The sequence below is a fragment of the Actinospica sp. genome (assembly GCF_035552695.1).
Classification (GTDB): Bacteria; Actinomycetota; Actinomycetes; order Streptomycetales; family Catenulisporaceae; genus Actinospica.
In genome coordinates this window covers 1-18,854 of sequence record NZ_DASZKT010000113.1, presented here as the reverse complement: position 1 = coordinate 18,854, position 18,854 = coordinate 1, and the positions used below count along the sequence as shown (strand labels likewise).

Below are 18,854 nucleotides of genomic sequence, written 5' to 3'. Positions count from 1 at the left end.
GATATGAAGGACAGCAACGCCGTCTACCTACCAAACGATGCCCTACTTTCAGATGACCCGATCCGCGCTGCTTCTGCTCGCCGACTCGAGATTCCCGGCAGGCGCACACGCACATTCCGGCGGCCTCGAATCCGCCGCCGCGGCGGGCCGAGTGCGCGACACCGCTTCTCTTCACGAATTCCTGACCGGACGTCTGAATTCGGCCGCTCTGGTCGCCGCGTCCTTCGCCGCCGCGGCCTGCCAATGTGACGACGCGGCGACCCTTGAAACGATCGACCACGAGTACGACGTACGCCTGCTCGCCCCGACGCTGCGGCTCACGTCACGGCGGCTCGGCAGGCAGTTGCTGCGCACGGCCCGCGCGACCTGGCCCGTGCCGCGCCTCAACCTGCTCGCGCCGCTGACCGCCGACGGCCCGCACCAGCCGCTCGCGCTCGGCGTGGTCTGCGCGGCGGCCGGGCTTCCGGCGGAGGACGCGGCGCTGTGCTCGGTGCAGGGCACGCTCTCCGTCCCGGCCAACGCGGCGATCCGGCTGCTCGGTCTCAACCCCGACGAGGTTTCCGGCCTGCTCGCGAAGCTGGCCCCGGCCGCCGACCGGACCGCCGCCAAGGCCTTGACGCTGGCCAGGATGGCCCAGCTCAGGAACGACTTCAGCATGCTGCCGGCGCTCGGCTCCCCGCTGCTCGACCTGGCCGCGGAGGTCCACACCACGTGGGAGGTGCGGCTCTTTGCATCCTAAGACCCCTGATTCGCGCGGCACGCTGCGGATAGGCATCGGCGGCCCGGTCGGCTCCGGTAAGACCTCGCTGGTCGCGGCCCTGTGCCGGACCCTGCGCGCGGAGCTGTCGATCGCCGTCGTCACGAATGACGGCCATACGGAGGACGACGCGAAACTCCTGCTGGCCCACGGCGTCCTCGGGCCCGAGCGGATCACCGCCGTACAGACCGGATGCAGTCCGCACACCGCGATCCGCGAGGACATAGCGGCCAACCTGGAGGCGGTCGAGGCGCTCGAGGCGGCGTTCGATCCACTGGACCTGGTGCTGATCGAGAGCGGTGGAGACAGCCTCGGCACGACCTTCAGCACCGGCCTGATCGACCGGCAGATCTTCGTGATCGACGTCGCCGGGGGAGAGCGGCTGCCGCGCAAGGGCGGCCCCGGAATCACCTCCGCCGACCTGCTGGTGGTCAACAAGACCGACCTGGCGCCGCACGTGCCCGCCGACCTCGAGGTGATGCGCAGGGACGCCGCGGCCCGGCGCGCCACCGGACCCGGCGGCGTGGCCAGGGAAATGCCGCTGCCCACGCTGTTCACCTCGCTCAGCGAGCACCCCGGCGCCCCGGCCGTCGCCGACTGGATCAGGAAACTGATCGCAGAGCACAGAGCGCCGGCCGCCGCGTGAAGGCCCGCGCCCGCATCGTCGCCCGCGCCCAGGAGGACGGCACGACCAGCCTCGTCACGCTGGCCGGCGAGACCCCGCTGCTGATGCGCCGCGCCGCGCACCCGGACGGCCTCGACACGGCCCGGATCCACCTCGTCGGCGGCACCGCGGGCCCGATCGGCGGCGACGACCTGGCGTACCGGTTCGACGTAGGCGCGGGCGCGAAGGTCGAGGTCCGCAGCATCGCCGCCGCCCTCGCGCTGCCCGGACCCGGCGGCGCCCAGTCCACCCTCGCCTTCGAGGTCAAGGTCGGCCCGGGCGCCCGCCTCGACTGGGCCCCCGAGCCGCTGATCGCCGTCCGCGGCGCGAACCACGCCGTGCACGCCAACCTCGACCTCGCCGAGGACGCCGAGCTGATCTGGCGCGAGGACGTCGTGCTCGGCCGCGAGGGCGAGGAGACCGGTTCCGTTCGCTCGCGCATCCGCATCACCCGCGTCGGCCGCGTCGTCTTCGACCACGAATTCGCCGTCGGCCCCCGCTACCCCGGCTCCCTCGGCCCCGCCGGCACGGCCGGCTACCGCCGCGTCGCCCTCACCGCCGAATTCGGCAAGGGCGAGACCCGGCCCACGATCCGCCTCTCCTTCTCGGGCGGCGGCCTCCCGGACCTGGCGCACACCTTCCCCGGCTGAGCCCTACGGATTCGTGTTCTGGCACACTCGGGCAACGCGGTCGAGAAGCTCTACGGGGACAGCCGGGAGAAGCTCGAGAGCTTGCTCAGGCGCTCCACCGAGGCCGACGCCGCGAAGGCCGACGAGATCTCCAAGATCGCCACCGATATGAAGGCGAACGCCGAGAAGGACGTGGACACCGTCGCCCAGAAGGCCGAGCAGTGGCGCGGCGACGGCCGTCGGCATCGACCGGAAGACCGGCGACGTCTTCGAGGGACCCCGTGGACGATGGCAAGGTGATCGGGCGGGCGCTGCGGACGCAGCCGGGGCAGTCGGAGGTGTTCGTGACGCGGGGGCAGCGGCTAGGGCTCGACGCGGCCGTGGAGCCCACGCTGCGACGACCGAGCACGGCACGCGGCTTCCGGCCGGCACCGTCGCCGCCGCGTCGGCGCTCGACGCGTAGCCGCGTAGGCTGCCGAACCGTGAAGCTCGAACCGTTTTCCGTACCCGCGACCGAGGCCGAGGCGATCGCCGAGCAGGACCGGCTTCGGCCGCTGGTGCGGGCCGAGGGCCCGGCGCCGGAGCCGTTGCGCTGGATCGCAGGGCTCGATGTCGCGTACGCGGTGGACGAGTCCCGCGTCGCCGGTGCGGTGACCGTACTCGATGCCACGACCCTCGAGGTCGTCGAGACGGCCACCGCGCTGCGCTCGGTCGACTTTCCGTACGTACCCGGCCTGCTCGCCTTCCGAGAGATTCCGGCACTGGTGGACGCGCTCGACAAGCTCACGTGCGTGCCGGATCTGCTGGTCTGCGATGGCTATGGCCTGGCCCATCCGCGCCGTTTCGGCCTTGCCTGCCACCTCGGCGTGCTCACGGACGTGCCGACGTTCGGCGTAGCGAAGACCACGTTCATCGGCACGTTCGACGAACCGGGGCAAGCACGCGGCGACCGATCGGACCTCGTCGACGAAGACGAGGTCATCGGCCGAGTTCTGCGCACTCAGCCCAACATCAAGCCCGTCTTCGTCTCCGTCGGCCACCACATCTCGCTCGACGCCGCGACCGATCTGGCCCTGCGGCTGGCGCCCAAATACCGGCTGCCGGAAACCACGCGTCAGTCGGACCAGGCCTCCCGCCGTGCGCTGGCAGCCGGAACGGTGAACTAACCTGGACGGGTGACGAGCACCGAGATCACCGCCCACAGCATCCTGCCCGCGCTCCGCGAGGACATCGAGCTCAAGACCGCTGACGGCCTGACCCTCGTCGGCGAACTCGCGCTGCCGCCGGAGGGGCGGCCGCCGGTGGCCACGCTCGTCACCCTGCACCCGCTGCCCACGCATGCGGGGATGATGGACAGCCACGTCTACCGCAAGGCCGCCTGGCGCCTGCCCGCCCTCGCCGACCTCGCGGTCCTGCGCTTCAACACGCGCGGCACCAGCTCGGCGCGCGGCACCAGCGAGGGCACGTTCGGCGACGGCGTGGCCGAACAGTACGACGTGGCCGCCGCGATCGACTTCGTGGATCACCGGGAGCTGCCGAACCCCTGGCTCGTCGGCTGGTCCTTCGGCACCGAGCTCGCCCTGTGCTACGGCTGCGAACCGCAGATCAGCGGCGCCATCCTGCTCTCCCCGCCGTTGCACCGAGCCGGCGAGGCGGACATCGAGCGCTGGGCCGACTCCGGCAAGCCGGTCAAGATCCTCGTCCCCGAGCACGACGACTACCTCAAGCCGCCGGCCGCCCGCGAGCGCTTCGCCGCGCTCCTCACCCCGGCGGCCAAGGCCCGCGGCTGCGACCTCATCGCCGTCGACGGCGCCAAGCACCTGTGGGTGGGGGAGAAGTACGTGCGGATCGTCCTCGACGAGATCGTCCGCACCGTGAACCCGCCCGCCGCCCCGCTCCCCGCCGAATACGACGGCCGCTTCGGCCCGGCGGAGAAGTACAGCGCGTAGGTAGGTAGGTAGCAGGGCACAAGACCCGCCCCAAAAGGGCCGTCTCCGGACGGGGATCTGCGCCCAAGACGACCGGCGTCCAAGGCGGCCTGCGCTCAAGGCGACCTTCGCTTAAGGAGATCTGCGCCCAAGAACGCCCGCGCCCAAGGCGACTTGCGCCTAAGGCGACCGGCGTCCAAGACGGCCCGCGCCCAAGAACACCCGCGCCCAGGGATACGTGCACCCATCCAATGACGACGGTGCCGCCCACGGCTTGTTGCCCGTGAGCGGCACCGACCTCGATCGCTTCCTCTTACTGCCCCGAATACGGGTTCTGCTGCCCCGGACCCGGCTGCTGCCCGTACCCGCCCTGCGGCGGCGGATATCCGCCCTGCTGCGGCTGCTGGTACGGATTCGGCTGCTGCTGCGGATTCGGCTGCTGCGGCGACTGCTGACCGTACTGCCCGCCCTGCGGCGTCTGCTGCGGGTAGTACGCGTTCCCGCCGCCACCACCGCCCCCACCACTCGCGCCTCCGCCGGGACCACCCTTCCCACCGCGGTTCCGGCTGCCGCGCGTGAGCAGGAAGATCAGCAGCGCGATCACCACGACCACCGCCACCGCGATCCCGATGTACAGCGGCGCCTTCGAAGAACTCTTGCTCGACGCCGTCGGCGTCGTGGTGCCGGTCGTAGACCCGCCCGTAGCAGTCGAGCCCGTCGACGCAGACGCCGACGCGCCCGGCTTACCGGTGATCGCCGGTCCGCCCAACGGATTCGTCGTGCTCGCCGGCTCCGACGCCCCGAGCGCCGCCACCGGGTCGATCACTCCGTACCCGACGTTGTCGTCGACCCGCTGCCCTGCCTTCGTCTGCCCGCCCGCGGTCTGCATCGTGTTGTCGATGACCGCCGCCACGATCTGCCCCGACGTCCACGTGGGATGCGCCGCAATCAACAGCGCCGCCTCGCCCGAGACCCAAGGTGTCGCCTGCGACGTCCCCGACACCTCGCCGTATTGCCCGTTGGCCAAGCCGACCTCGATGTCGTTGGCCGGAGCCGCGACGTCGACATCGGGACCGTAGTGGCTGAACGAGTATTTCTGCCCGTTCGAGTCGACGCCCCCGACATCGATCACCCCGGGCACAGTCGCGAGGTCGTTCGAGGCGTTGCCACTCTTCGCGTCGTTGCCAGCGCCGACGACGACCACCACACCATGAGCGAGGGCTCCGTTGATGGCGCTCGTCAAGCTCGGATCGCTACCTGCACCGCCAAGCGAGATGCTGATGACCTGAGCGCCGTGGCTGACGGCATATTCGACCCCGGCGATGATCGACGAGTCGCTCGCTCCGGTACCCTCGACCACCTTGATAGGCATGATCTTGGCCTGATCCGCCAATCCGATCATGCCGTAGGAGTTCCCGCTGGTGTCGGTGTGCGGAATACCGGCGATGACGGTCGCGACAGACGTGCCGTGTGAATCGCTGGTCGTGTCGCTGTAGTCCGAGGCTGGGCTGCTCGGATCGACCAGGTTCACGCCATCGACGAGGCGGCCCTTGAGGTCCGGCTGATTCGCGTCGACTCCGGAGTCGATCACCGCGACGAGCACGCCCGCACCGTGTGCCTGAAACTGCTGGCGAACCGCGGTCACGTTCAGCGTGTTGAGCGCCCATTCCTTGGCCGCGATGGGGTTCTGCGTACTGGCGAATGCCGTGCCGGAACCCGCGAACGCCAAGGCGAGCGCTCCACCGAGCGCGAGCGCCCGCCCACGAACCTTCCGGCTCAACCGCTGTTCCCGCTGCATCCGCTGCTCCCCTGCGCCCCAGTACGTCAATGTCGCCCATGCCATACCCGGACCAGGCTAGCGCGACGCGCTATTCGATGACGCCTCCGGGCGGAGCGGCGTCCTTCATCTTGTCGCCGTACCAGTAGTCCGGGTCTTCCTTGAGCCAACTGGCGCGACCGCCGCGTTCGCCCTGGCCACCGCCGCCCCCGCCGCCGCGGCCCATTCCGCCCATGCCGCCGCCCATCATGTTGTTCTGGCTGGAGTTCGCGCCTTCAGCCTCACCGGCCGCGGCGGCGGCGCTCGTCCCGGCGGCCGAGTCCGTGCCCGAACCGGTCTGCGTGCCGGTGCCGGTGCCTCCGGCTTCCTGGCCGAGTTCGCCGGTGCCGGTACCGCCGCTGAGAGCGGAGTTGCGTCCAGCGCCGCTGCCGCCGTAGCCGCCTGCGCCTCCTCCGCCCCCGAGGCCGGTCGAGCCGAAGCCGCCCGCGCCCTTCTCGCTGAGGCTGCCGCCGCCCAAGCCGCCGAGCTTTCCGGAGCCGAATCGGCTTGAGCCGCCGACCCCGCCTTCGCCCTCGGTCAGTCCGGCCGTGCCACCGCCACCGCCGCCGCCGCCGAATTCGCTCACGCCGCCTGGACTGCCCATGCCGGGAATCCCGCCGCCGGTGTACCCACTGCCGCCTGTGTTCCCACTGCCGAAGTTGGTGACGCTGTTAGGCGTGGTGTTGGGGACGCCCGACGTGGGCAGGTCGCCCATGCCCGAGGTAACCGTCGACGTGGGCAGATGAGTGTCGGTCACGCCTGAGCCCGAGATTCCGCTACCGCTGCCCGAGGAACTCGAGCCGGTCCCGTAGCTTCCGGTCGATATTCGCGCGCTGGCGCCCTCGCTCCCACTACCGGAGTTGCTCATCGGCATGGCCATGGGCATCGGCATGATCATGGCGGCGCCGGAACCGCCGCCTCCCGATCCGTTCGACGAACTACCGTTGCCGGTCTTGTTGCCGTTGGGGTCGGTTCCGCTGCCGTTGTTGCCGTCAGAGCCGCCGTCGATCGGGTCATGGCTCGCGGTCAGATGCGAATTCGCCGTGCTGTACGCCGATGCCAGCTGCGTCATCACCGAGGTCGCGGCGGCCTTCTTCTTGGTGATGTCGTCCGTGGCCGCCTTGGAGGCGAGGTACGAGGCTCCGTCGGTCAGGACGCCGAGGCCCCATTCCGAGACGGGGTTGCTGTTGATGGCGGCGAGGTCCTGCTCGGCCTGGCTGGGCGGGCTCGGGATGTTCTGCTGGGCCCAGCCGAGGGATTGGCCCGCGTAGTTCATCCAGGTGTGGGTGTTGTCCGCGGTCTGCGCGTGCTGCTGCATCTGCTGGACGAGGGCCATGGCCTGCTGGCTGAACTGGTCGGCGGCCGCGCCGGACCAGGAGGACTGGATGTTGGTCAGCGTCTTCTGCAGGTCGTCCGTCGCCTCGGTCACCGATTTGGCGTGGTTGGCGTTCAGGGTCGCGGCGCTCTCGACGTCGCCGGCGGATCCGGATTGGACGAAGTCGTACAGCTGCTGGTGGGACATGGAGCCGTAGTCGGTCATGATCTGCTGCCTCCCCCAGGCCTACTCTTCACTACTGGTGTTGTTGGACGAGTTCGCGTTGTTGTCCTGCGAGATCGAGCCCGAGTTGGTGCCGGTGCTCGACGGGGTGTTCGACGTCGTCGAGGTCTGCGTCTGCGTCGTCGTGGTGGACGTGCTCGGCGTGCTCGCGGTGGTGGCCGTGTAGTACGCGTTGCCGGTGCCGGACTGGCCGTACGCGGGGGCCGGCGCGGTCGAGGTCGAGCTGCCGGGGGTGGAGAATCCGCCGGACTGGGCCTCGTACTTCTTCACGATATTGTTGAAGGAGTCCGTGATCTTCTGCTCGGTCTCCAGGTAGCTCGACGCGCTCTTGCCGAGGGCGTTCGACATCGCCGTGACCAGCTCGGTGATCTCCTTGAAGTTGGTCATCATGGTCTGCATCACGTTGTTGTACGTGGTGCTGAGCTGGGAGGCCTCGTCGAAGGTGCCGAGGCCGTTGTTGGCCCCCACCCCGCCGAAGGTCGAGGTCACCGCCTCCACGGCCAGCAGGGCCGCGTTCCCGGCCATCAGCCCGTCCAGCGTGGTGAGGATCTGTTTCTGGTACGCCTGCAAAGCACCGATCTCTGCCGCGTAGGCTGACCCCGCTCCGCTCATGGTTCCCGCCCCGCCTTCCCCGCGCAGCCTGCGTTCACGTCGCCCTTATTTCTCTCCACTGTAGCGAATCCGCAGCGCGCCGGGCAGCCGCCTATGGCAGGACTCTTCGCTGCGTGCGCTTTCCGAGCGGCTCCGAACAGCGCGGCCTGCCCCGCGGGTGCCTGAGCACATCCGCCGGGCAGGCCGAGGTCGCCATCCCGAGGCACGCGGGCTGCGCCGCACTCGACTGCGGCGTCGTTTCAGCCCCACCGGTCCTTACCTAATCACAGGCGCGGGCCCGAAAGAAGCCGGGAGGGTTCATTACCTGGGTCTGAAACAGCCTTTTAATCCGCTTTACCCTCGGCCGTCGCGCGCTCTTCGGCCACGTCACGGGCGTGCGGGCTACATCGAGTCCTGACGCGGCTGGACAACCTCGCGGAAAAGATATATCGCGCCGGCGGCCAGCGGGATCGCGAGCAGCGCGCCGACGACGCCGAGCAGCGCGGCGCCGATCAGGGCCGCTATCACCGCGACCATCGGCGGCACGTCGACCGAGCGGGACATCACCCGCGGGTAGATGACGAAGTTCTCGAACTGCTGGTAGACGACGAAGAACACGGCCGCGGCCAGCGCCTTCGCGGGGGAGTCGAGGAACACGATGATGGTCACGACGAGGGCGCCGATCGTCGCGCCCACCAAGGGGATCAGGTCCGTGAGCGCGATCAGCAGGGCGAGCGGCAGCAGGAACTCCACCTGGAGCACGCCCAGCATCAGGAACGCGGCGAGACCGGCGAGCGCGGCGACGGTGGCGGCGCCGGAGACGTAGCCGCCCATCCGGTCCAGCACGCCCTCGGACAGCAGCGCCACGCGCGAGCGGCGCGACGCGGGGACGAAGCGCAGCGTCGCGGTGCGGATGGCCGGCAGGGAGCTGAGGAAGTAGATCGTCATCACGAGCACCGTGAAGGTCTCGAAGATCGAGGTGATGAGGAACTCGCCGAAGCCCAGGATGCTGCCCGCGATCACCTGCGCCGTGTCCGCCCCGGAGAACATCGTCTGCAGCCGACCGACGACGTTGTAGCGCTGGTCCAGGTTGGCGATCGTGCCGTTGCGCTCCAGGTTCTCGAGCCGCTGCGGCATCGAGCCGATCAGGCCGCTGGTCTGGGTGGCCAGCGGCTGCGCGATCGCGGTGATGAACGCGGCGATCAGCAGCAGCCCGCCGCCCGCGACGATCAGCACCGCGAAGCCGCGCCGCATGCCGCGGGCGGTGAGCTTCTCGACGAGCGGGTTCAGCCCGACGGCGATCAGCAGCGCGATGAGGATCAGGATCAGCTCGGTGGTGACGACGAGCAGGGCCTGGGCCAGGTAGTAGCAGACGATGACGCCGAGGCCGCCGACGAACCCTATGTAGTACGGGTGCGAGCGGCGGAAGGGCAGCCCGCGCCGCCGGGGGGACGGAGGCTCGGCCGGGGCGGTCACCGCGGCGGGAGCCGCGCTCGTGCTCCGCGTCGCCTGCTGGGTCTCGGCCTCCTCCATGGTTCAAGAGCATAAAGGGGAGAAGCCGGGCGGGGCGGGAGCGGGGTGGCCGACCCGGGAACGACGAGGATCCCCTGGGCGGACGCGTCCACCCAGGGGATCCTCGCAGTCGTACGGTCGAACCGAACCGCCGGGATCGACGACCGCGTGAGCCTACCGGGACTGCGCCGGAACGGAGTCGTCGGCGTTGTCGTCGGTGCCGACGCCGCCGCCCATCAGGCCGGCCAGGGCGCCGCCCGCGGCGCCGCCGGTGAGCGTGGCGAGCATCTCGCGCACGTTGTGCAGCTGGGCGTTGATCGAGTCGCGGCGGTGCGTCAGGGCCGCCAGCTCGCGCTCGGCCTCCGAGCGGATCCGGTCGGTCTTGGCCCGGGCGTCGGCGATGATGTCGTCCGCCTGGCGCTGCGCGGTCTCAATGGTCTGACGCGCGCGGCGCTCGGCGTCGGTGCGCATCTTCTCGGCCTCGAGGCGGATCTGCTCGCTGCGGGTCTCGACCTCGGCCAGGTGCTTCTCGGCCTTGGCCTGACGCGCAGCCAGGTCGCGCTCGGACTGCTCGCGCCGCTTGGCGAGCTTGGTCTCGAAGTCGGTCGCGGCGGCCGCGGCCGACGCCCGGATCTCCTCGTAGTGCGCCTCGGCCTCGGCCCGCTTGGCGGCGGCGTCCTTGGCCGCGTCCGCGCGGGTCTGGTTCGCCTCCTCCTTGGCGCGCTCGTTCGTCCGCACGCCCTCGGCCTCGGCCTTGGCACGGACTTCCTTGCCGTAGTTCTCGGCGTCGGTGCGCACCTGCGCGGCGGCCTGCTCGGCCAGCTCGCGGTGCTGGTCGGCGGCGCGGCGGGCCTCCTCGCGAAGGTCCTTCGCCTCCTCCTCGGCCAGGCGCAGGATCTTCTCGACCCGGGCGCCGAGACCGGCGTAGGAGGGTTCGGAGTCGGACAGCTGGGCCTGCACGGACTGGTTCTCCAGGTGGAGCTCCTCGATCCGCTTCTCCAGCGCCGACACCCGCGTGTGCGCGGTGTCTCGCTCCGTGGTCAGCTTCGTGACACGCTCGTTCGTCTGGGCGACGTCGTAGCCCCTGCGAACGACTTCGAGGCCGAGGGGAGAGGTGGTCTCGCTCATCTACTTTCCGTCTCTGACTTGACCGTCGAGGGTAGGTCGAATCTTTCGGCTGGCCCGGCGGTACGGCTGTCGGCACAGTGTCTGGTCTAGCGGCGTACGTCGTGGGAGGTCTCGGGCAATCCTGTCACGATTCCGAGCCTGGTGTGTACGCGTCGAGCGGATTCGCGTCGGCATCCCACCTGGAGGAGTGGCGCCGCAGCGTCATCACATTATCTGTCGGTCGACTCAGTGGAACCCATCGACCTCCCGGTCCTTCGTACTGTTACACGTTCGCGATACACGTGCGCGTCCTCCGTCCCAGCAGGCTCGCGACGCTACTGCTTCTTCGGTGTGTCGGCCGAGAACCCGGGCAGCGGACCGGTGAGCGCGTCCAGCACGCCCTGCACCCGGGCCATCTCGTCGGTGATCGCGTCCCGGCGCCGGATCATGGCGTCGACGTCGCGCTGCGCCTCGGCCTTGGACTTGTCGGCCTCGGTCCTGGCCTTGGCCACCATGGCGTCGGCGGCCTTCTCCGCCGAGGCCTTGAGCGCGGAGGTCTCGGCCGCGGCCTCCTGCCGCAGCCGCTGCGCCTCCCGCTGCGCGGTCGCCACCTGGTCGGCGACGGTGTTGCGCAGCTTGTCCGCGCCCGCGTGCGCCTCGGCGAGCGTCTTGGCCGCCTCCTTGCGCGCGTCCTCGAGCTCCCGGCGCGCCTGCGCGACGAGCTCGTCCGCCTGCCGCGCCGCGGTCTGCAGCGTGTCGGCGGCCTTCTTCCTGGCGTCCCCGGTGGTCCGGTCGGCCTGCGCGCTCGCGTCCGAGCCGAGCCGCTCGGCCTGCGCCCGGGTGTCGGTGAGCAGCTTGGTCGCGTCCGCCTGCGCCTTGTCCGTGATGCCCTCGGCGCCCGCCCGGATCCGGTCCACCTCCGCGCGCGCGTCGGCGGTGATCTTGTCCGCCGCGGAGCGCGCCTCGGCCCTGGAGTTCTCCGCGTTCGCCGCGGCGCCCGCGGCGATCTTCGCAGCCTCCTGACGCGCGGTGACGACCAGTTCGTCCGCCTCGCTGCCGGCCCTGGTGAGCTTCTCCATGGCCTGCTTGCGGGACTGCTCGGCGGCGGCGCTCGCGTCGTCCACGGCCTTCTCGGCGCGCCGACGGGCGTCCTCGAGCTTCTCCTCGGCCTGCTTCTTGGCGTTCTCCAGCACGCCGTCCGCACTGGCCCGGATCCTGCCCACCTCGTCCCGCGCGGCCTGGATGGCCTCCGCGTTCTCCCGGATCGTGTCCTTGGTGAGCTTCTCCGCGTCGACCTTGGCCTTGGCGGCGACCGACATGGCGTCCTCGCGCAGCCGGGTCGCCTCGGCCTTGGCCTCGTCCCGCATCCGCCGCGCGTCCTCGGCGGCCTTGGCGCGCTGCTCGGCCGTCTCGGCGTCGGTCCGCTCGCGCAGCGCGGTGGTGTCCGCGTCCGCCTTGTCCCGCAGCGCCTTGGTCTCGGCCGCCGCCTCCTCGCGCAGCCGCTGCGCCTCGGTCCTGGCCTCGCCCAGCGAACGCTCGCCGTCCGCGCGGGCGTCGGCGAGCGCCTTGTCAGCCTGCTGCTTCAGTGTCAGCGCGGCGGTCTCCGCCTCGGCCTTGACCGTCGCGGCCTCCTGCTGCGCGGAGGAGATCATCCCTTCGGCGCGGGCCCGGATCGACCCCGCGTCCGCCTCGGCCTGCTCGCGCAGCCGCGCGGCCTCCGCCTTCGCGGCCTCGCGCAGGGTGTCGCCCTCGGCCACCGCGGTCTGCTTGAGCGCGTCGGCGGAGCGCTGCGCCTCGGCGAGCTTCTCGGTCGCCGTGCGCTCGGCCTCGGCCGTCTTGGCCGCGATCTGCTCCTCGTTCTTCGCGCGGAGCGCCGCGACCTCCTTGCGCGCGGCGTCGCGCATGGTCTCCGCGCCGGCCTCGGTGTCCGTGCGGATCTTGTCGGCTTCCTCGGCGGCGTCCCGACGCTGCTTGGCCGCGTCGGCCTCGGCCTCCGAGCGCAGCGTGTTCGCCGCCGCCCGGGCGTCCTCTATGGCCTTCTCCGCGGCGGCGCTCGCCTCTTCGACCAGCTTCGTCGCCTTGGCGGTGGACTCCGCGGCCAGCTTGTCGGCCGCCGTCTGGGTGGTGACCCGCAGCGACTCGGCCGCCTCGGTCGACTCGTTGACGAGCCGCTCGGCCTCCGCCCGCGCCGCCTCGAGCCGCGCGGTCGCCTCGGCCGACGCCTGGTCGGTGATCTCCTTCGCCGCGGCGGTGGCCACGCCGTGCGCGCCCGAGGCCTCCTCGTGCAGGCCCGCGGCCTCGCCCTGCAGCCGCTGCGCGTCGGTGTGCAGCTGCCCGGCCTCCTCGCGCAGCCGCGCGGTCTCGTTCTGCCGGTGCTCCAGATCCGCGGCGGCGTCGTCGCTCAGCGCCTGCGCCGACGCGCGGGCCTCGGCGATGGCGCGCTCGGCCTCGGCCGCCGCGTCGGCCAACGCCCGCGCGGCCTGCTCCTCGCGCTCGGCCGCGGCCAGGTCCGCGGTCTCGCGCGTCGTCGCGGCCTGCGACGCGGCCTCGGCGCCGATCAACCGGGCCTGCTCCTCGGCCGCGGCGCGGAGCTTCGCGGCGGCCTGCTCGGCCTCGGTGCGCAGCCGGGCCCCGACCGCGGTGGCGTTCTGGGTGGTGTGCTCGGCCTCCGCGCGCGCCCTCTCGCGCACCGCGAGCGCCGTCGCGTTCGCCTCGGCGGTGAGCTCCGCGGCGCGCGCCTCGGCTTCGGCCCGCGCCCTCGCAGCGTCCTGATCCGCCACCGCGAGCCGCCGGGTGGACTCGCTGTCTGTGTACTCACGCAACCGAGCCGCGTTCGTCTCAGTAGTCTCACGCAGCTCGGTGGTCTCGGCCTGAACCATGGCCCTTATCCGGGCCGCTTCGGCGGTCGCCTCGTCGATCTGCCGGCGCGCCTCCGCGGTCGACTCCGCCTTGAGATTCACCGCGGCCTGGTCGGCGGCGGCGCGCAGCTGGGAGGCGACCTCCTCGGCCTCCGCCTGCACCCGGGTGGCCTCGGTCTGAGCCATCGTCAACAGCTTCTGCGCGCTGGTGGACGCGGAGGCGTTCTGCTTCGCCGCGGCCTCCTGCAGCGCCACCGCCCGCTGCTCGCCGTCGGACACCCGCTTGCGCGCCTCGGCGAGGCCCGCGTCGACCTCGGCCTGTGCCTGGGCCCTGATCTGGTTGGCGAACTCCTGCGCCCGCATCACCTCGGCCTGCGCCTGCTCACGCAGGGCCCTGATCTCCTCGGCCGCCTGCGCCCTGGCCTCCTCGATGGCCCGGTGCCGCAGCTGGTCGGCCTCGCTGCGCACCCGCTCGGCCCACGCGACCGACTCGTTGACCTGCGCCTCGACGCCCTGCCTGCGCTCGGCGAGCTCCGTCTCGAGCAGCGCCCGGCGCTCGGCCACCTCGGAGTGCAGCCGCTGCGCCTCCTGCTGGGCCTGCGCGCGCAGCTGGTCGGCCTGCTGCTGCGCGTTGCGCATCATCTGGTCGACCCGGCCGGAGATGTTGTTGAACTGCGGGTGCAGGCCGCGCCGGAACTCGTGCAGCTTCGAGCGCAGCACCTCGATCTGGTAGGCCAGGTCCTCGGCGTGGTTGACCGCCTCGTCCCGCTCCTCCCGCAGCCGGGTGAGCTCTGCCTCGATCTCGTCGAGGTGCGCGTCCACCTCGTAGCGGTTGTAGCTCAGCTGCTCCTGCTGCGGCGGCGGGGCCTGCGGCGGCATGCCGGGCTGCCCGGGGTAGTTCTCCGGGTACCCGCCGTTGCCGGAATAGGCATGGTGGGGGCGTGAACCGTACGAGGTCCGTTCGTCCACGCGCCCGTATCCCATGAGTGCCTATGGTGTCAGATGACCGGGCTCCGGCTCTAGACGTCTCGGAAGCGATCGATCTCGCTCCGGTGACGATCGCGCAACGCGGCGTCACGGACGCCGAGTCCCTCGCCCGGTGCAAGACACAGTACCCCGACTTTGCCCTGATGCAGATTGCGATGGACGTCGAAGGCCGCCTGGCCGGCGTTCTCGAGGGTGTAGCTGCGGGAGAGCGTGGGGTGGATCATCCCCTTCTGGATCAGCCGGTTCGCCTCCCAGGCCTCCCGGTAGTTCGCGAAGTGCGAGCCGACGATCCGCTTCAGGTTCATCCAGAGGTACCGGTTGTCGTACTCGTGCTGGAAGCCGCTCGTCGAGGCGCAGGTGACGATAGTGCCGCCGCGCCTGGCCACGTACACCGAGGCGCCGAAGGTCTCCCGGCCCGGGTGTTCGAACACGATGTCCGGGTCCTCACCCCCGGTCAGCTCCCGGATCCTGGCGCCGAAACGCTGCCACTCCTTGGGATTCTGCGTGTGCGGGTCCGACCAGAACCGGTAGCCCTCGGCGTTCCGGTCGATGATCAGCTCGGCGCCCATCGCGCGGCAGATCTCAGCCTTCTGCGGCGAGGAGACGACGCAGACCGGGGTCGCGCCGCCGTTCAGCGCGTACTGGGTGGCGTACGAGCCGAGGCCGCCGGAGGCGCCCCAGATGAGCACGACGTCGCCCTGCTTCATCCCGGCGCCGTTGCGGGAGACCAGCTGCCGGTACGCGGTCGAGTTGACCAGGCCGGGGCTCGCCGCCTCCTCCCAGGTCAGGTGGCCCGGCTTCGGCATCAGCTGGTTCGTCTTGACCAGCGCGATCTCGGCCAGGCCGCCGAAGTTGGTCTCGAAGCCCCAGATGCGCTGCTCCGGGTCCAGCATCGTGTCGTTGTGCCCGGCGGCGTCCTCCAGCTCGACGGACTGGCAGTGCGCCACGACCTCGTCGCCCGGCTTCCACTTGTTCACCCCGGCGCCGGTGCGCAGCACCACGCCCGACAGGTCGGAGCCGATGATGTGGTACGGCAGGTCGTGCCGCTTGGTCAGCGCGGAGAGCCGGCCGTACTTGCGCAGGAAGGCGAAGGTCGGCACCGGCTCGAAGATCGAGGTCCAGACGGTGTTGTAGTTGATCGCGCTGGCCATCACCGCGACCAGGGCCTCGCCCGGGCCGAGCTCGGGCAGCGGCACGTCGTCCAGGTGCAGCGACTTGCGCGGGTCCTTCTCCCGGGTGGTCTGGCCCTCGAACATGCCGACCTCGTCCGCGTGCACGGTCACCGCGCGGTACGAGTCGGGCAGCGGCAGCCGGGCGTAGTCCTCGGGCGTCGCGGTGCCGCTCAGGACGGCAGCGCGGATCTCTTCAATGCTCATGGGGTGTCGGCCTCCGGATGGATGGTCGCTAGAGCAGCGGCGTTGCTACTTGCGGGTAACTATGCCGATCCGGGTCCGCGTTGGCTAGGGGCTGAGGCCACCTTTTTGCGGCCTCAGCCTTACCGCCTGCACGGATGGCTAGTCGCGTGTCACCACGTAGAGCCGCTGCGTCGCCCGGGTGAGCGCGACGTAGAGCGTGCGAAGACCGGCCGGGGACTCGCCCGCGATCGCGTCCGGGTCGACCACCACGGCCGCGTCGTACTCGAGCCCCTTCGCGTCCAGGTCGGTCAGCACGATGAGGCGCGGTTCGGCCTCGCGCAGGGGGCTCAGTCGCGCGGACAGCCTGTCGTACGCCGCGAGCGTCGTGATGACGCCAACGGTGCCCTCCACCGCGTCGAGAGCGGCCTGTACGGCCGCGTCGAGGTCGCCGAACTCCTCCGGCGGGAAGCCCGTCTTCCGGACCGCCTCGGGCAGGTCCGCGTTCGGCATCGCGCGCTTGGCGAAGCGGGCCGCGTACTCGTAGATCTCGGCCGAGTTCCGGTAGTTGGTCCGCAGCTCGTGCCGGTAGCGCCGCTGATCGCCGAGCGCGAGCTCCATCGCCTGCCGCGACTCCTCCGGGTCCGGCCACGCGGACTGCACCGGGTCGCCGACCACGGTCCAGGACGCGCGCCGCCCGAGCCGGCCGAGCACCCGCCACTGCATCGGCGAGAGGTCCTGGGCCTCGTCCACGATCACGTGCGCGTAGGTCTCGCGGGTGGCGTCCCCCTTGGCCGCCGCGTTGCGGTCCACCCACGAGGAGACCTCGAGCACGCTGTTGTCCGCGAAGGGGTCCTCCGGCTCGCGTTCCTCGACCGGGACCGGGCCGAGCGCCTGGTCGAGTTCCGCCAGCAGCGGCACGTCCTCCACCGACCAGTCGTCGTCCCCGTGCTGCCAGGACGCGCTCAGCAGCCGGATCTGCTCGTCGCTCAGGTCCGGACCTGCCAAGGCCTTGAGCGTCGCCTCGTCCGCGAGCCCGCGCAGCACCTGGACCGGGCTCCGGTACGGCCACCACTCCTCGAGGAAGAGGTCGAACTCGCTCCGGTCGCGCAGCTCCCGGTCGAAGTGGGCGCGCTCGGTCCGCCGCCGGTCCCGCAGTTCGCGCGGCAGCCGCTCCCACGCGGCTTCCAGCAGCGCCGTCGCGGCGTGCGCGCGCTGCGCGTTCGGCTGCGGGCCGCCGCCGGCCGAGTTGCCGCGGCCGAGGGCGATGGAACGCGCCCGGCCCAGCGCCCGCCGGTCCAGATGGATGACATTGCCCTGATACGTCGTCCGGAAGGTCTCCGGCACCCCGGGCGGCGCGGTGCGCACCGCGCGCTCGAGGATCGACAGCATCGTGATACCGCCCTTGACCGCCGCGACCGCGGCCGGGTCGTGCCGCGTCGCGTGCACCCCGTCCAGCAGCTCGCCGAGGGAGCGAAGCGCGGCCGTGTGCTCGCCGAGCGAGGGCAGCACCTGCTCGACGTACGCGGTGAACACCCGGGACGGACCGACGATCAGCACGCCGCCCGACTCGAAGCGCCGCCGCTCGTTGAACAGCAGGTAGGCGGCGCGGTGCAGGGCCACGGCCGTCTTCCCGGTGCCCGGACCGCCGGTGATCAGCGTCGCGCCGTCGCCGGGGGAGCGCACCGCGAGGTCCTGCTCGCGCTGGATGGTGGCGACGATGTCGTGCATGACCGTGCCGCGCTTGCGGGTCAGCGCCGCCATCAGCGCGCCGTCGCCGATCACGGTCAGCTCGCCGGCCACCGGGCTCTCCGGCGCGAGGAGGTCGTCGTCCAGCCGGGTCACCCGCTTGCCCGCGCTCTTGATCGTGCGGCGGCGCACCACTCCGCGCCGGTCCACCGGCGTCGCCTGGTAGAACACGGCCGCGGCCGGGGCACGCCAGTCGACGGTCAGCGGCTCGTACTCCTCGTCGCGCACGCCGAGCCGGCCGATGTACTGCACCTCGCGGTCCTCGAAGTCGAGGCGGCCGAAGACCAGTCCCTCCTCCTCGGCGTCGAGCCGCTGCAGCCAGATCGCCGCCTGGTAGACGATCGAGTCGCGTTCGACGAGCCCGCCCTCGTGCCCGAACTGCGCGCGGAGGTGCCCCTCGGCCTCGTAGGCGCGGGCCCGGGCGCGGGTGGCCTCGAGGCGTTCGTAGACGCGGTCTACGTGCAGCTGCTCGCGCTCGATCTCGGCGGACGCGGCGTCGGGCTGTGGCAATTCGGGGCCCTTCCGGAAATGGACTGGGATGGAAACCAGACCGGAAAGTCTACCCGGGTCCGCCTACTGCCACGGGTGTGTGGGCGCCCAGCCGGTCAGCGCGTTGGCCAGCACCCCGCCGTCGGACCACTGCGTGGCCACGTACTTGACCCGCCCGTGCGGCCCTGCGAGCAGGAAGATCCCGCCCATTTCCCTGATCCGCATCGTGCCCACCCGGAACAGCATGAGCCGCGCCCCGTCCCCCTGCTCGAGCACGACGCCCTGGTCGAAAACGAAGAACCGGCCCCGGACGGTGATCCTGCCGAGCCAGGTGGTCGGCCGGTGCACCGACCGCAGCGTGCCCAGGTTCTCCTGCGCCGCCAGGATCCGCAGCTGGTTCGGCACCTTCTCGCCCTGGCCGAGCCCGATCGGCCCGGCCAGCCCGGCGAGTTCGTCGTCACTCATGGGACGGGGACTGTACCAGTTTCGTGAGATTGCCCTGGCAGTCCTTGGGGTGCTGGATGTTGCTCCTTGGGGTGCTGGGTGTTGCTGCATCGATGAACCGAAGGTTCCGTGCTGCGGCTGCTCGTTATTCGTGGGCCGGGGACTGCACGAGCTCAGTGAGAATGCCCTGGCAGTCCTTCGGGTGCAGGAAGTTAATCGACGAGCCGAAGGTTCCGTGCCGCGGCTCCTCGTAGAGCGCGCGTACGCCGGTATCGGTGACGGCGGCGGTCTCGGCGACCACGTCCGCGGTCCCGAAGGCCACGTGGTGCACGCCCTCGCCGTTCTTCTCCAGGAACTTGGCGATCGGCGACTCGGCGTGCAGCGGCTCGAGCAGCTGCAGGTAGGTCGAGCCG

At 71.2% G+C, this 18,854-nt stretch carries 16 protein-coding genes; 6 read left to right on the top strand and 10 right to left on the bottom strand.

Going from position 1 to position 18,854, the window contains the following annotated elements; all coding sequences use genetic code 11:
• Positions 1-52 precede the first annotated feature (52 nt).
• The 6 genes from VG296_RS13720 to VG296_RS13695 all read left to right on the top strand — a co-directional run bounded on the left by VG296_RS13720 (position 53) and on the right by VG296_RS13695 (position 3,999).
• Positions 53-739 carry an urease accessory protein UreF gene (locus VG296_RS13720; RefSeq protein ID WP_325566075.1) on the top strand — a complete coding sequence of 229 codons (687 nt, stop codon included), beginning with the start codon at positions 53-55 and terminating at the stop codon, positions 737-739.
• A complete protein-coding gene (gene ureG / locus VG296_RS13715) occupies positions 729-1,403 on the top strand; it encodes an urease accessory protein UreG (protein ID WP_325566074.1) in 675 nt (224 codons plus the stop codon). The genes VG296_RS13720 and ureG overlap by 11 nt, the downstream gene beginning before the upstream one ends.
• Entirely contained in the window at positions 1,400-2,071 is a 672-nt protein-coding gene (locus VG296_RS13710) for an urease accessory protein UreD (protein ID WP_325566073.1), read from the top strand. The genes ureG and VG296_RS13710 overlap by 4 nt, the downstream gene beginning before the upstream one ends.
• 81 nt (positions 2,072-2,152) lie before the next feature.
• On the top strand, positions 2,153-2,350 hold the full coding sequence (locus tag VG296_RS13705; RefSeq protein ID WP_325566072.1) for a hypothetical protein: 198 nt from the start codon (positions 2,153-2,155) through the stop codon (positions 2,348-2,350).
• Positions 2,351-2,532: 182 nt separating this feature from the next.
• A complete protein-coding gene (gene nfi / locus VG296_RS13700; RefSeq protein ID WP_325566071.1) occupies positions 2,533-3,216 on the top strand; it encodes a deoxyribonuclease V in 684 nt (227 codons plus the stop codon).
• Between the two features lie 9 nt (positions 3,217-3,225).
• The gene (locus VG296_RS13695; protein ID WP_325566070.1) at positions 3,226-3,999 is read left to right on the top strand and encodes an alpha/beta hydrolase; all 774 of its coding nucleotides are present in this window, start codon (positions 3,226-3,228) and stop codon (positions 3,997-3,999) included.
• 292 nt (positions 4,000-4,291) lie between these two features.
• Here the strand turns inward: VG296_RS13695 and VG296_RS13690 are convergent, their stop codons facing one another.
• The 10 genes from VG296_RS13690 to VG296_RS13645 form a co-directional block, all read right to left on the bottom strand.
• Complete coding sequence (locus tag VG296_RS13690) at positions 4,292-5,776, bottom strand: S8 family peptidase (protein ID WP_325566069.1); 1,485 nt, start codon at positions 5,774-5,776, stop codon at positions 4,292-4,294.
• A gap of 70 nt (positions 5,777-5,846) precedes the next feature.
• The gene (locus VG296_RS13685; protein WP_325566068.1) at positions 5,847-7,334 is read right to left on the bottom strand and encodes a WXG100 family type VII secretion target; all 1,488 of its coding nucleotides are present in this window, start codon (positions 7,332-7,334) and stop codon (positions 5,847-5,849) included.
• Positions 7,335-7,355: 21 nt separating this feature from the next.
• Positions 7,356-7,964 (bottom strand): hypothetical protein, encoded by a 609-nt coding sequence (locus VG296_RS13680; protein WP_325566067.1) that lies wholly within the window; start codon positions 7,962-7,964, stop codon positions 7,356-7,358.
• Between the two features lie 381 nt (positions 7,965-8,345).
• Positions 8,346-9,476, bottom strand: coding sequence for an AI-2E family transporter (locus VG296_RS13675; protein ID WP_325566066.1), 1,131 nt, complete (start codon positions 9,474-9,476; stop codon positions 8,346-8,348).
• Between the two features lie 153 nt (positions 9,477-9,629).
• The gene (locus tag VG296_RS13670; protein WP_325566065.1) at positions 9,630-10,583 is read right to left on the bottom strand and encodes a cellulose-binding protein; all 954 of its coding nucleotides are present in this window, start codon (positions 10,581-10,583) and stop codon (positions 9,630-9,632) included.
• A gap of 314 nt (positions 10,584-10,897) precedes the next feature.
• The gene (locus VG296_RS13665; RefSeq protein WP_325566064.1) at positions 10,898-14,404 is read right to left on the bottom strand and encodes a hypothetical protein; all 3,507 of its coding nucleotides are present in this window, start codon (positions 14,402-14,404) and stop codon (positions 10,898-10,900) included.
• A gap of 35 nt (positions 14,405-14,439) precedes the next feature.
• The gene (gene ccrA, locus VG296_RS13660) at positions 14,440-15,777 is read right to left on the bottom strand and encodes a crotonyl-CoA carboxylase/reductase (protein ID WP_414641093.1); all 1,338 of its coding nucleotides are present in this window, start codon (positions 15,775-15,777) and stop codon (positions 14,440-14,442) included.
• Positions 15,778-15,921: 144 nt separating this feature from the next.
• Positions 15,922-18,018: a HelD family protein gene (locus VG296_RS13655; protein ID WP_325566062.1), complete on the bottom strand. Its 2,097-nt coding sequence runs from the start codon at positions 18,016-18,018 to the stop codon at positions 15,922-15,924.
• Positions 18,019-18,081: 63 nt separating this feature from the next.
• A complete protein-coding gene (locus VG296_RS13650; protein WP_325566061.1) occupies positions 18,082-18,462 on the bottom strand; it encodes a hypothetical protein in 381 nt (126 codons plus the stop codon).
• A gap of 124 nt (positions 18,463-18,586) precedes the next feature.
• Positions 18,587-18,854: VOC family protein (locus tag VG296_RS13645; protein WP_325566060.1), on the bottom strand; the 268-nt coding region annotated here is incomplete at its 5' end.

Coding starts and splice junctions, on each gene's coding strand:
- VG296_RS13690 (WP_325566069.1), bottom strand. CDS start 5,776: ATGCAGCGGGAACAGCGGTTGAGCCGGAAGGTTCGTGGGCGGGCGCTC.
- VG296_RS13650 (WP_325566061.1), bottom strand. CDS start 18,462: ATGAGTGACGACGAACTCGCCGGGCTGGCCGGGCCGATCGGGCTCGGC.
- VG296_RS13685 (WP_325566068.1), bottom strand. CDS start 7,334: ATGACCGACTACGGCTCCATGTCCCACCAGCAGCTGTACGACTTCGTC.
- VG296_RS13665 (WP_325566064.1), bottom strand. CDS start 14,404: ATGGGATACGGGCGCGTGGACGAACGGACCTCGTACGGTTCACGCCCC.
- VG296_RS13680 (WP_325566067.1), bottom strand. CDS start 7,964: ATGAGCGGAGCGGGGTCAGCCTACGCGGCAGAGATCGGTGCTTTGCAG.
- VG296_RS13670 (WP_325566065.1), bottom strand. CDS start 10,583: ATGAGCGAGACCACCTCTCCCCTCGGCCTCGAAGTCGTTCGCAGGGGC.
- VG296_RS13720 (WP_325566075.1), top strand. CDS start 53: ATGACCCGATCCGCGCTGCTTCTGCTCGCCGACTCGAGATTCCCGGCA.
- VG296_RS13675 (WP_325566066.1), bottom strand. CDS start 9,476: ATGGAGGAGGCCGAGACCCAGCAGGCGACGCGGAGCACGAGCGCGGCT.